This is a genomic window from uncultured Oribacterium sp. (assembly GCF_902481605.1).
Taxonomy (GTDB): domain Bacteria; phylum Bacillota; class Clostridia; order Lachnospirales; family Lachnospiraceae; genus Oribacterium; species Oribacterium sinus.
In genome coordinates this window covers 1-13,180 of sequence record NZ_CABSXI010000063.1, presented here as the reverse complement: position 1 = coordinate 13,180, position 13,180 = coordinate 1, and the positions used below count along the sequence as shown (strand labels likewise).

The 13,180-nt window shown below is 45.4% G+C and carries 7 protein-coding genes and 2 pseudogenes; 2 read left to right on the top strand and 7 right to left on the bottom strand.

Translation table 11 applies throughout. The features are described 5' to 3' along the window. The 7 genes and pseudogenes from RDQ32_RS09205 to RDQ32_RS09175 form a co-directional block, all read right to left on the bottom strand. Nucleotides 1-469 (bottom strand): annotated as a pseudogene (locus RDQ32_RS09205) (THUMP domain-containing protein); the annotation flags it as partial. Between the two features lie 8 nt (nucleotides 470-477). Further along, nucleotides 478-1,062, bottom strand: coding sequence for a hypothetical protein (locus tag RDQ32_RS09200; RefSeq protein WP_308580159.1), 585 nt, complete (start codon nucleotides 1,060-1,062; stop codon nucleotides 478-480). Nucleotides 1,063-1,182: 120 nt separating this feature from the next. After that, nucleotides 1,183-2,976: an aspartate--tRNA ligase gene (aspS, locus tag RDQ32_RS09195; protein ID WP_308580158.1), complete on the bottom strand. Its 1,794-nt coding sequence runs from the start codon at nucleotides 2,974-2,976 to the stop codon at nucleotides 1,183-1,185. Between the two features lie 93 nt (nucleotides 2,977-3,069). Continuing rightward, on the bottom strand, nucleotides 3,070-4,332 hold the full coding sequence (gene hisS, locus RDQ32_RS09190; protein WP_308580157.1) for a histidine--tRNA ligase: 1,263 nt from the start codon (nucleotides 4,330-4,332) through the stop codon (nucleotides 3,070-3,072). Nucleotides 4,333-4,337: 5 nt separating this feature from the next. Next, a complete protein-coding gene (locus tag RDQ32_RS09185; RefSeq protein ID WP_308580156.1) occupies nucleotides 4,338-5,615 on the bottom strand; it encodes a diaminopimelate decarboxylase in 1,278 nt (425 codons plus the stop codon). Between the two features lie 128 nt (nucleotides 5,616-5,743). After that, a complete protein-coding gene (gene pyk, locus RDQ32_RS09180; RefSeq protein ID WP_308580155.1) occupies nucleotides 5,744-7,180 on the bottom strand; it encodes a pyruvate kinase in 1,437 nt (478 codons plus the stop codon). Between the two features lie 86 nt (nucleotides 7,181-7,266). Beyond that, nucleotides 7,267-7,923, bottom strand: coding sequence for a hypothetical protein (locus tag RDQ32_RS09175; protein ID WP_183684122.1), 657 nt, complete (start codon nucleotides 7,921-7,923; stop codon nucleotides 7,267-7,269). 313 nt (nucleotides 7,924-8,236) lie between these two features. Here RDQ32_RS09175 and RDQ32_RS09170 point away from each other — a divergent pair, with 313 nt between their 5' ends. Both RDQ32_RS09170 and RDQ32_RS09165 read left to right on the top strand, forming a co-directional pair. Then, nucleotides 8,237-12,625: an acyl-CoA dehydratase activase-related protein gene (locus RDQ32_RS09170; RefSeq protein ID WP_308580154.1), complete on the top strand. Its 4,389-nt coding sequence runs from the start codon at nucleotides 8,237-8,239 to the stop codon at nucleotides 12,623-12,625. Between the two features lie 297 nt (nucleotides 12,626-12,922). Next, nucleotides 12,923-13,180, top strand: a pseudogene (locus tag RDQ32_RS09165) (2-deoxyribose-5-phosphate aldolase); the annotation flags it as partial.

The following is a 13,180-nucleotide window of genomic DNA, read 5'->3' as shown; positions in this document are numbered from 1 at the left end:
TGGTGTCCAGACAAAGCAAAACCTCATCCTTATACAGAGAAACACGGAAGGGGTACTTGGCTCCGTGCTCCTCAAAAAAACTCTGATGATAGTAGGATGCCATCCGGTCAACCATGGCTTTCTTCATTACGGACTGAATATCTCTGGGCGAAAACAGCTTGGATTTCACGGAGCTGGCCTTGGTCACCCAGAAGGAGGCATCCTTTGGCAGATACTCTTCCAACGGAAGGGCCTTGGTACCCTGAAACAAATCCTCGTAGGATTCCGCATGGAAGGAGCCCAGCTTTAATAAAACTCTTTCCCCTGTTCTCAGGAAAATGTTGGCACGGACGATAGCCTCCGCATCTCCGATAAAATGCACCTTTCCGTCGCTAACGGTATGCACATCATAACCCAAATCCTGAATTTCTTTTTTACAGACTGCTTCCAGTCCAAAGTGGCAGGGTACCACCAGTTCCATTCTTTGCATCTTCCCTCCTATCGAAAAAGGTATGCCAAAATCCAAAGGATTACCGCCACCGCAAGTACAGGGAGTAAAATCGGTGCCAAAGCGGAAATGATTCCCGCAAAAACCGCGATAATTCCCCCGATAATCAGGAAGAAAATCACAAGAGAAATCACACAGCCTAAGGGACTGACAGGAATGATACGGGGTCCTCCTGCATTTTCAAAGGCCGACTGTCTATCCTGCCGAATGTCCTCTTCTTTATATTGGGTATAGCCTGTCTTTTCCCTAAAGGATTGAGACTGTCTGCTATCTTCTTCCGCTCCCTTATATTGTAAATCCTCTTCGTCGGAGGCATAGTTAATCTCACTTTCCGCATAACGGAAAGGAGTGCTTCTGGCTACATGATCTCCTCCCGCCTCTGCAGCATCAATAATGCTTTTTGCCAAAAGCCTTGGCTCAGAAAGGGAAGCAATAACTTCTTCCTCGGTTTTTCCACCCCGCACTTCCGTCAGGATGTACTCTTCATAAAAACGTTTTTGCTCCAGAATAACTTGTTCCGAAACATTTTGCTTTAATTCTAAAACCAGTTCCCGAATAAATTCCTCTTTCCTCACCTATTCCTCCTAAAACTCAAGCAAAGCCTGGGCTGAGCATATATTCCTCTTTAGCTTAGCTCTATTTTCTCTTTAAAAGTCCAAAAGACACGGAAATATTTGTAAAGCTATAAGCTGCACTTACTCTTCTGTAATAGCAATGTGCAAATCCTTTAGCTGCTGGGGATCAAAGACCTCTGCCGGTGCATCCATCATAGCATCGGAACCGTCCTTTCCCTTCGGAAAAGCAATGACATCGCGGATGCTCTCCGCGCCCACCATCCACATCGCCAAACGGTCTAAGCCGTAGGCAAGACCTGCATGGGGAGGTACACCGTACTGAAAGGCTTCCAATAAGAAACCAAACTGCTCAGTGGCTCTTTCCTTCGTAAAGCCAAGCTTTTCCAACATTTTCTCCTGAACATGAGACTGGTGAATTCTGACAGAACCGCCACCCAGCTCCGTTCCGTTCAAAACAATATCGTAGGCCTTGGCTCTAACCTTGGACAAATCCTCTTCATCCACCAAGGGAAGGTCTTCTTCCATAGGCATGGTGAAGGGGTGATGCATGGCCTGATATCTTCCCAATTCCTCGGAATATTCAAACATGGGGAACTCGGTAACCCAGAGGAACTTCCACTGTCCCTTCTGAATTAAGTCCAAATCCTTTCCTAAAGCAAGACGTAAAGCTCCAAGGCTGTTCCATACCACCTGCTTCTTCTCATCGGATACCAAGAAGAGAAGATCTCCCTGCTCTAAGCCTGTAGCCTCTGTTAATCTCTTTATATCCTCCTCGGACATAAACTTGGCAAAGGAAGACTTTACGGAGCCGTCCTCTGCATAGCCGAACCAGGCCAAGCCCTTTGCCTGATAGCCCTTTACCAGCTCCACATAGCTGTCAATCTTCTTTCTGGGCATGGAGGCCTGTCCCTTTAAAAGAATACCCTTGACCTTACCGCCATTTTCCACGCACTGGCTGAATACGGAGAAGCCGCAACCCCGTACCGCCTCGGTACACTCCAGTAACGGCAGGTCAAAACGAAGATCCGGCTTATCGGAACCGTAATTTTCCATAGCATCAATCCAGGTCATTCTCTGTAAAGGAAGAGAAATGTCCACCTGACAGATTTCCTTGAAAATATACTGTAAAAGTCTCTCGTTCACTTCCAACACGTCTTCCATATCCACGAAAGACAGCTCCATATCCACCTGGGTAAACTCAGGCTGACGGTCCGCTCTTAAATCCTCATCACGATAGCATCTTGCCAGCTGGAAATAACGATCCATACCGGAAACCATTAAGAGCTGCTTTAAAAGCTGAGGAGACTGGGGCAGGGCATAGAAGGAACCCTGATGCAGGCGAGATGGCACCAGGAAGTCTCTGGCTCCCTCAGGGGTGGACTTAATCAATGTAGGTGTTTCAATCTCCAAGAATCCTTCCTGGGACAAAAAGGCACGAATCAGCTGGGAAAGTCTGGCCCGTGTCATAATTCTCTTCGCCAAATCCGGTCTTCTCAAATCCAGATAACGGTACTTTAAGCGTAAGTCTTCCTTGGTCTTGCTGTCTTCTTCAATGGGGAAGGGAGGAGTCTCCGCCTCTGCCAGGATTCTCAAGCTTTTTGCTACCAGCTCCACAGCTCCGGTAGCAAGGCTGGCATTGGCATCCTTTCCTCTGCTTCGAAGCTCTCCTTCTACCGCAATAACAAACTCCGCTCTTAGCTTGGAGGCCTTTTCAAAAACCTCTGCACCGCATTCACTTTCCTCAAAAAGAATCTGTAGGATTCCGGAACGGTCTCTAAGGTCTGTAAAAATAAGACCTCCCTTATTTCTGGACTTCTGTACCCAGCCCATCATGCAGACCGTTTTTCCGATATACTCCTCTCCCAATTCTCCGCATCTTGCGGTTCTGTGTAAACCTCTCATTGACTCAGCCATAACTTTACCCTCTCAATCTTTTCTTGCAACAGCTTAGCGGATTCGCTTCCAGAAATGTCCCATTTCCTAAAGATCTTAACTCCATTTTCCTATTTAAGCTTTTGAAAAATATTCTATAAACTCGCTGTAGCCTTCCTTGCTCAGCTGCTCCTTCTGGAATTTCTTATTTTTATTCATTTGGGAAAGCAGTACCACTTCTCCCTTTGCTCTTCTCTCCATGGCATCCAGTAAGGCCTTCTTCAATTCTTCTTCCTCTAAATCCTTCTCCAGAAGAATCGCCTTCTTTTCCGCCCTAACTTCCGAAGCCTCCCCTTCCATAAGAATGGTGATGATTCGCTCAAAGCCGATGGAAAATCCCACTGCAGGGGTATCGATACCGGTAAACTTTCCTACCATCTTGTCATAACGACCGCCTCCGCCGATAGAGCCGGAAAATAATGTGGAACGCACTTCGAAAATCGGCCCGGTATAATAGCCCATGCCTCGCACAAGACTGGGATCAAAACGAAGAGGAATCTTTCCCTTTCCGGAGATTTCCACCAAATCCATAATCTTATAAAGGTTTTGGCAAATACCTTCCTCTAAAACATCCTTTAGCTTTTCCCCAAGAGAAAGGAGGTCTTCCTTCTTTCCGGAAACCTGATCCAAAAGCTCGGTATAGCGGGAAATCTGCTCCTCGGAATAGCCAAGACCTGCCAGTTCCCCCTTTACCCCGTCTCTTCCAATCTTATCTTCCTTATCCAGGATAATGGAAATCTGTTCAAAATCCCCCTCCGGAAATCCTGCATAGCGTTGCATTGCTTTCAGAATTTCTCTGTCATTTACCACGATATAGAAGGGATACTGTTCTCCAAAACCGATTTCCTGTAACAGGGTTCCCATAGCCAAAAGCAAATCTATCTCCGAAAGAAAGGAGGAATCTCCGAAAATATCAATATCGCATTGCCAAAACTCCCGAAATCTTCCCTTTTGAGGACGATCAGCCCTGAATACAGGTCCAATCTGTAAGGCCTTAAAGGGACTGGGAAGCTTCGCCTGATTCTCCGCATAAAAACGGGAAAGAGGCAGGGTCAAGTCATACCGAAGCCCTGCATCGGAAAGGGCCTCAAAATCCCCCTTCTCAATGGCTTCCTTCAGCTTCTCCCCTCGCTTCTCCACCTTAAAAATCAGCTTTTCATTGTCTCCTCCCTGCTTACTGAGAAGATTTTCCAAATGCTCTACGATGGGGGTTTCAATCTCCGTAAAGCCGAAGCGTCCGTAAACCCGTCTGATTGCGGAAAGAATTCTCTGCCGGATGGCCATCTCCTCCGGTAAAATATCCTTCATTCCTGTTACAGCTTTTTTCTTCAATGCCATAATTCCTACTTTCTGTTCTGTAAATACTTCTGAAAATCCTCATCAATATCCAGGGTGGCAAAATAATCCGTATCCCTCTGGGCTCTTCTGATATACTTTACTGTACCGTCTTCTTTCAAGAGAAGCTCTGCACACCAAAGCTTTCCGTTGTAATTGTATCCCATGGCAAAACCGTGGGCTCCCGCATCGTGGAAGAAAAGGTAGTCTCCCTTTTCCAGTACCGGCAACTCTCTGTTTTTCGCAAACTTATCATTATTTTCACAAAGAGAACCGACTACATCATAGGTCTTCGTCTCTTTTTCCTCTTCTTTTCCCAGCACCGTAATATGATGATAAGCATCATACATGGCAGGACGCATCAGATTTGCCGCACAGGCATCCACCCCTGCATAGTGTCTGTAGGTCTCCTTAAAATGAATCACCTTGGTAATCAAAGCCCCGTAGGGTGCCAGCATAAAACGTCCCAGCTCCGTGCAAAGGCGGATATGTCCAAGACCGTTCGGTACTAAAATTTCTTCAAAAACCTCCTTAACGCCCTGTCCGATCAGGAGAATGTCATTGGGTTCCTGCTCCGGACGATAGGGAATGCCGATTCCTCCGGAAAGATTGACAAAATCCAGAGAAATCCCAAGCTCCTTCTTAATCCGTACCACCAACTGAAAAAGCTGTCTTGCCAAAACCGGGTAATACTCATTGCTTACAGTATTGGAGGCAAGAAAAGCATGGATTCCGAAATGTTCTACACCCTTTTCCTTTAAAATTTTATAGCCCTCCAGAATCTGAGCCTCTGTCATGCCGAACTTGGCTTCTTCCGGATTATCCATAATAGTATTGGCAATTTTAAAATAGCCTCCGGGATTAAAACGCAAACTCATGGTTTTGGGCAGGGTTCCCAGGGTTTCTTCCACTTCCGCAATATTGGAAAAATCATCCAAGTTAATGATTCCTCCCAGCTCCTTGGCAAAGATATATTCCTCTTCCGGAGTGTCGTTGGAGGAAAACATAATTTCTTGTCCTTTGAAACCACAAGCCTCGGCCATGGTCAATTCCACTTTAGAGGAGCAGTCTACCCCGCAACCTTCTTCCTTTAAAATCCGTAAAATAGCAGTATTGGGGGTTGCCTTAATGGCAAAGTACTCTTTAAAGCCCGGATTCCAGGAGAAGGCCTTATACAGCTTTCGGGCAGTATCCCGAATTCCCTTTTCGTCATACAGATAAAAAGGTGTGGGATATTCCTTGGCGATTGCTTCCACTTGTTCTTTACTTACATACGCATTTTTCATCTTTTCTCCTACTCCATACATCCTACTTTATCAATTTCGAAAAATGAGATACTCATTAAAAATAAAAAAAGTCCCTTCCTATCTTAAACATAAGGAAGGGACTTTTCAAGTGAGAATCCTGTGAAATCTTATTTAGGAACAACCATAACTCGCATAATATTGGTGCTGTTGGCAACCTGCTGCTTTAAGAGACGATTGAGCACTCCTGCAGTAATGATACAAAGGTCTCCGGAATCTACATAGCCCATGCTCTTCAGCTCTTCTAAAGAACTTTCAAACAACTCGTCGGTGGTTTCCGCACGTCTTGCCCAAACCGGAGTTACTCCCCAGTACAGCATCATCTGTCTGGTGGTTACCTGACTGGGAGAAAGGGCGAAGATATGAGTTCTGGGACGATATTTTGCAATCATGGAAGCGGTAATACCGGTAAGTGTAGGCGCCACAATAGCCTTGGCATGAAGCTCGTGAGCGGTGGTTACGGAAGCCGCGCAAACCGCATTTCCAATGCTTTCATATACGGTTCTCTCCACAAGTCTTGTCTTAAACTGCTTGTAATCCAAGAACTGCTCGGAATATTCCACGATGGAAGCCATGGTCTCCGCAGCCTCTACAGGGTACTTACCGTTAGCGGTTTCTCCGGAGAGCATTACAGCATCCGTACCGTTGTTTACCGCATTGGCTACGTCGGTAACCTCCGCTCTGGTAGGTCTTGGATTTCTGATCATGGAATCCAGCATCTGGGTTGCCGTAATAACCAGCTTTCCATGGAAATTACATTTTTCGATAATCTCCTTCTGCAAATGAGGAAGACGGCGAGCTTCCACTTCTACGCCCAAGTCTCCTCTTGCCACCATGATTCCGTCTGCCTCATCAATGATGGAATCCAGATTATCCAATCCCTCCTGGGACTCAATCTTAGCGATAATCTTCATCTGAGATCCTGCTTCATCCAGCAATGCACGAATCTGCCGAATGGCATCTGCGGAACGTACAAAGGAAGCGGCAATGAAATCAAACTCTTCGGAAATACCAAAGCGAATATCCTCGATGTCCTTCTCCGTGATGGAAGGAAGCTGAATCGGAACATTAGGTACATTCACACCCTTTCTTTCCCCAAGCTCTCCTCCGTTGGTTACCTTACAATGAATTTCCTGTCCGTTAACGGAAAGTACCTCTAACCCGATTAAACCATCATCGATCAAAATCACATTTCCGGGCTTTACATCTTCATGAAGGTGCTCGTAGTTGATATAAATTTTCTGCTTTGTGCCAACGACTTCCTCGGTGGTCAGGGTAATCTCATCTCCCTCTTGAAGGGTAATCTTATTGCCTCCCTCCAAAACACCGGTACGGATTTCCGGTCCCTTGGTATCCAAAAGAGCGGCAATAGGTCTTCCCACTTCTTTTCTGGCCTTCCGAAGCATTTCCAATCTGCTCAAATGCTCCTCATGGTTTCCATGGGAAAAGTTAAAACGAGCCACATCCATGGTCTTTGCCAGCTTAAGCAACAGCTCATAATCATTTTCATTGGGTCCCATGGTACATACAATCTTCGTTCTTCTCATTTTTTTCTCCTTTACTCACTCACTATTTTCCACTCATTTTCAGACTCTACTCTATCACATCGACAAGTTTTGCAAAAAACGTAAGCCTATCGATAACGATTAATGTGAAAGATATTTTTATTGTTTCCCTGATTCTGCAAGAGGAAGAACAACAAAACATTGGCAAAAGACAGGAGAATAGAAACCCTCTCTCCCATATTTGGACTGGTCAAAAAGAAAAAGAAATACAACGCCGTTTCTATTCCCGCCAGGTACTTGGCCTTAATCGGAAAAAGGAAGTAAATGTAAAACATAGTATCCGGCAAACTTAAAGCATAGGCCAAGAAAATACTGAAGCTCATGTAGGTGGGATTTAACTGTAAAGACACGCCGGTAAACAGATAAATCAGTATACCTACCACATTATAAAGGATGATGCCGGAGGCAATAAAAAACGTATAGCGGAAGCTCCCCCAGAGAAATTCCAGCGTTTTTCCGATATTATAGTACACCATAATACCGATAATGGCCCAAAACACGCCGGAAAATCCTCCCCCTGCCGGAAAGTAGAACAAAAATGTAAAAATCCGCCAGATATGTCCATGGAGAATTGCTTCCGGATCCAAATCCATATAATAATAGTAAATTTCCGGTGCCACCACCTGAATCATAAAGCCTATTCCGTAAATCACACAAATATACTGCATTAAATTCGGAATGGCGAAGCGTCCGAACTTTCTATTTAAACGGTCCAAGATATTCATTCTCACTACCTTTCTTTGATTCGCTTTCAAGCTGAGCAAATTTCTTTTTTCCCGCTCTTCCACTGTTGTCTTTTACTATCTTCTTGCACCGCATGAGTATACTTGTCTCCCCCGGCTTTTTCAAGATGAAATTAGGATTGTCTTATGGTTTTTATTAAAATTCTATTAAGCACAGCTCTTTTTATTATTTTTTTAGAAAGGCTTTATTGTTGCCCCCCTCCCTTTGTGTTAGAGTAAATCCTTGAACTTTTTCCTATGGGAGAAAGGCAGATTTTTACAAGCTTGCTTAGAAAGTATAGAAAAGGGTGAATTTATGACAGGAACTTATAGACTGGGAATAGATATCGGTTCTACAACGGTGAAAGTCGCCATTTTAGACCAAGAGAAGAACCTTCTCTTTTCAGACTATCGAAGACACTTTGCCAATATACAGGAAACATTGGCGGATTTACTGGAGGAAGCAAAGGAAGCACTGGGAGATTGCAGTCTGACTTGCATGGTCACCGGTTCCGGCGGATTGAGTTTGGCTAAGCACATGGGCCAGCCCTTCTGTCAGGAGGTTGTGGCTGTGGCAAATTCCTTAAAGGAGTTCTATCCTAAGACGGATGTAGCCATCGAGCTTGGGGGAGAGGATGCCAAGATCATCTACTTCAAGGGCGGTATTGACCAAAGAATGAACGGTATTTGCGCAGGCGGTACCGGTTCCTTTATTGACCAGATGGCTTCTCTTTTGGATACGGATGCCTCCGGCCTTAATGAATTGGCCAAGAATTTTCAGATGATTTATCCCATCGCAGCCCGCTGCGGTGTTTTTGCGAAGACGGATATTCAGCCTCTAATCAATGAAGGCGCTGCCAGAGAAGATTTGGCTGCCTCCATTTTCCAGGCCGTATGTAATCAGACCATTTCCGGTTTGGCCCAGGGAAAGCCTATCCGTGGAAATGTTGCCTTCTTAGGAGGCCCGCTCCACTTTATGTCGGAATTAAGAAACAGTTTTATCCGTACTCTAAAGCTGGAGGGAGATGCCATTATCAATCCTGATAATTCTCACCTCTTTGCCGCCATGGGTTCTGCCTTAAGTATAGAAGAAAATGCAAAAGAAGTTCCTCTGGCAAGCCTGGTCAAGAGTCTTCGTGCCGGCATTGAAATGGACAGCGAGATTAAACGTATGGACTGTCTCTTTGAAAAAGAAGAGGATTACCAAAGCTTCATCGCTCGTCATGATAAGGCCAAGGTGCCTACAGGAGACTTATCCAACTATAAGGGAAAAATCTTCTTGGGAATTGATGCAGGTTCCACTACCACCAAGGTGGCTTTGATTTCCGAAGAGGGTGAACTGCTTTATACCTTTTACTCCGGAAATGAAGGTTCCCCCATTGCCACTGCCATCAGAGCCATGAAGGAAATCAAAGAAAAACTTCCGGAGGGTGCGGAAATCAGCTACTCCTGCTCTACCGGTTATGGAGAAGCTCTCTTAAAGTCCGCCTTCCAGCTGGACGAGGGAGAGGTGGAAACCATTGCCCACTACTATGCCGCATCCTTCTTTGAGCCGGATGTGGATTGTATCTTGGACATCGGCGGACAGGACATGAAGTGTATTCATATTAAGGACGGTACCGTGGATAATGTGCAGTTAAATGAAGCCTGCTCCTCCGGTTGCGGTTCTTTCCTGGAGACCTTTGCAAAATCCTTAGGCTATAACGTCATTGACTTCTCCCAGGAGGCACTTTTCGCGGAGACGCCTACGGATTTAGGTTCCCGTTGTACCGTATTTATGAATTCCAATGTAAAGCAGGCTCAGAAGGAGGGCGCTACCGTAGCGGATATTTCCGCAGGTCTTGCCTACTCCGTAGTAAAGAATGCTTTATACAAGGTTATTAAGGTTACCAATCCCAAGGAGCTTGGTAAGCATATCGTGGTTCAGGGTGGAACCTTCTATAATAATGCCGTTCTCAGAGCCTTAGAGCAGATTCTGGGACAAAATGTAACCCGTCCGGACATTGCCGGCATTATGGGTGCCTTCGGTGCAGCCCTGATTGCCAGAGAACGTTACAGCATTGAAACCGACAAGCTGGAAAATGAAATTCTGGCCGGAGAAGCGGATAAGGAATTTTTAGATGCCAGCGGCTACAAAAAGACCGCTATGCTTCCATTAGATAAGATTGTAAATCTGGAATACGAAACCACCATGGGCCGTTGCCAGCTTTGCAGCAATAAGTGCGTACTGACCATCAGTAACTTCGGCGGAGGAAGAAGCTTTATCTCCGGAAACCGTTGTGAAAGAGGTGCAGGAAAGCCAAAGGCAAAATCCGAAGTGCCAAACCTCTTTAAGTACAAGATTAAGAGAATCTTCGGCTATGAGCCATTAAGTATAGAAGAAGCTAAGCGTGGAGAGGTGGGCATTCCCCGTGTCCTGAATATGTATGAAAATTACCCCTTCTGGGCTATTTTCTTTAAGGAGCTTGGCTTTAGAACCGTGCTTTCCCCCTCTTCCAACAAAAAGCTTTATGAAATGGGTATCGAATCCATTCCTTCCGAGTCCGAATGTTACCCTGCCAAGCTGGTACACGGACATATTGAATGGCTAATCGCCAAGGATCAGAAGTTCATTTTCTATCCCTGTATTCCTTATGAGCGAAATGAAACACCGGATGCGGGAAACCATTACAACTGCCCCATGGTTACCTCCTATGCGGAAAATATCAAGAACAATGTGGAGAATCTGGAGGAAAAGAGCATTCTCTTTATGAAGCCCTTCCTGGCCTTCACCAATGAAAAGATTTTAACGGACCAGCTTTGCAAGGTCTTTGTTCACCCCAAGGATATTCAGGACTCCATCAAGCCTGCCGGAGACTGGACTCTGGAAAAAATCGGAGAAAAGTTTAAAGAGTGGAACTTTACGGAAAAGGAAATTCGTGAAGCCGCTCACCTGGCTTGGGAAGAGCTTTTACAGTCCCGAAAGGACATTGAGGAGAAGGGTGAAGAGACCCTGATGTGGATGGAAAAAACCGGTAATCGAGGCATTGTCTTGGCCGGTCGTCCCTACCATGCCGATCCTGAAATTCATCACGGTATTCCTGAGCTGATTACCTCCTTTAACTTTGCGGTTTTAACGGAGGACTCCATCTCCCATTTGGCAGAGGTAAAACGTCCCATCATTGTTACGGATCAGTGGATGTATCATTCCCGTCTCTATAAGGCCGCAGCCTTTGTCAAGGCCCAGGAAAATCTGGACTTTATCCAGTTAAACTCCTTCGGTTGCGGATTGGATGCGGTGACGGTAGATCAGGCCAAGGATATTTTGAACGGCTCCGATAAGATTTTCACCGTATTAAAGATTGACGAGGTAAATAACCTGGGAGCAGCCAGAATCCGTATTCGTTCTCTCCTTGCGGCTATCCGTGTGAGAGCTGAAAAGAATTATAAGAGAACCCTTCGTTCCGAAAGCTATAAGAGAACCCTCTTTACCAAGGATATGAAGAAGGAGGGCTATACCATCCTCTGTCCTCAGATGTCCCCTCTTCACTTTGAGCTGATTGAGCCGGCCATTCGTTCCGAGGGCTATAATCTGGTGGTTTTGGACAATGACAACCGTTCCGCCATCGATACCGGACTACAGTATGTAAACAACGACTCCTGCTACCCCTCCATTATCGTGGTAGGACAGGTTATGGAGGCTCTACTTTCCGGAAAGTACGATTTGGAAAAGACAGCGGTTATTATGTCCCAGACCGGAGGAGGCTGTCGTGCCTCCAACTATATCGGCTTTATCCGTAGAGCTTTGGACAAGGCGGGCATGGGACAGATTCCGGTTATTTCCTTAAATGCCAACGGTATGGAATCTACTCCCGGCTTTACCATGACCATTCCGCTTCTCACTAAGGCAATGCAGGGAATTGTTTACGGAGACCTTTTTATGCGTCTTCTTTACAGCACCCGTCCCTACGAGTTGCAGGAGGGTTCCGCAGAGGCTTTACACCAAAAGTGGAAGAAGATCTGTCAGGAAAGTCTTTCCAAGAAAAATATTCCTTTCCTGGAGTTTGGAAAAAACGTAAAGGGTATTATTAGAGATTTTGATTCCCTGCCCATGAACACAAATTTAAAGAAGCCAAAGGTTGGTATTGTGGGAGAAATTCTGGTAAAGTTCTCTCCTCTTGCCAATAACCATATTGTAGAGCTTTTGGAAAAGGAAGGGGCTGAGGCGGTAATGCCGGATCTTATGGACTTCTTGCTCTACTGTTTCTATAACCAGAACTTTAAGTATGAGAATCTGGGCGCTTCCTGGAAAGGAAAGACCTTCTGTAATATTGCCATCAGCCTTTTGGAATCCTTCCGAAAGACCGCAAGAAAGGAACTGGAAAAGTCCAAGCACTTCACTGCTCCCGGAGATATACGAGAACTGGCGGTCAAGGCAAGACAGTATGTTTCCTTAGGAAATCAGACCGGTGAAGGATGGTTTTTAACCGGAGAAATGCTGGAGCTGATTGATGAGGGTGTGGACAATATTGTTTGTACCCAGCCCTTTGGCTGCCTCCCCAACCACATCGTAGGTAAGGGTGTAATCAAGGAATTAAAGCGTCATAACCCCGGTGCCAATATCATTGCAGTGGACTATGATGCAGGAGCTTCCGAGGTAAATCAGCTGAACAGAATCAAGCTGATGCTGACGGTGGCGCAGAACAAAATCAGAGAGCAGGCGTAGGGAGTTCTGATAAATATCTTAGCATTTCCTTCCATGCCACCTTGAAACAGGGGCACGCTCTCGCTAACTTCGCCTCGTAGCTGTACTAAGTTCAAGCTACATTTCACTTGCTTTCACTAAGTACAGACGGGCTCAGATTGCCCCTTATTCCAAGATGGCATGGACGGAAATAACAAGCTTTATGCAGAACTATAAAACCAGGTAGTGTGTTATTGTTCACACTACCTGATTTTTTGTTATAATGAACTACATATTTACAATGTTGAGCATATAAGAATGATAAATTAGGAGGATTCGATGGATATTGCGAAAAAGATTGATCATACTATGTTAAAGCCGGAGGCGGGGAAGGATGTGGTAGTCCGCTATTGTCAAGAGGCTAGAGAGCATGGCTTCGCCTCTGTTTGCGTGAACAGTGTTTATGTTCCTTTGGTAAAAAAATCTTTAGCAGGAAGTGATGTTAAGGTTTGTTCCGTGGTGGGATTTCCTCTTGGGGCCATGTCCAAGAGAGCAAAAGCCTTTGAAGCCAAATGTGCTGTAGAAGACGGGGCAGAT

What these genes read in the sequence shown, in the direction of transcription:
- RDQ32_RS09175 (WP_183684122.1), bottom strand. Translation starts at nt 7,923, where the DNA reads ATGAATATCTTGGACCGTTTAAATAGAAAGTTCGGACGCTTCGCCATT.
- aspS (WP_308580158.1), bottom strand. Translation starts at nt 2,976, where the DNA reads ATGGCTGAGTCAATGAGAGGTTTACACAGAACCGCAAGATGCGGAGAA.
- hisS (WP_308580157.1), bottom strand. Translation starts at nt 4,332, where the DNA reads ATGGCATTGAAGAAAAAAGCTGTAACAGGAATGAAGGATATTTTACCG.
- pyk (WP_308580155.1), bottom strand. Translation starts at nt 7,180, where the DNA reads ATGAGAAGAACGAAGATTGTATGTACCATGGGACCCAATGAAAATGAT.
- RDQ32_RS09185 (WP_308580156.1), bottom strand. Translation starts at nt 5,615, where the DNA reads ATGAAAAATGCGTATGTAAGTAAAGAACAAGTGGAAGCAATCGCCAAG.
- RDQ32_RS09170 (WP_308580154.1), top strand. Translation starts at nt 8,237, where the DNA reads ATGACAGGAACTTATAGACTGGGAATAGATATCGGTTCTACAACGGTG.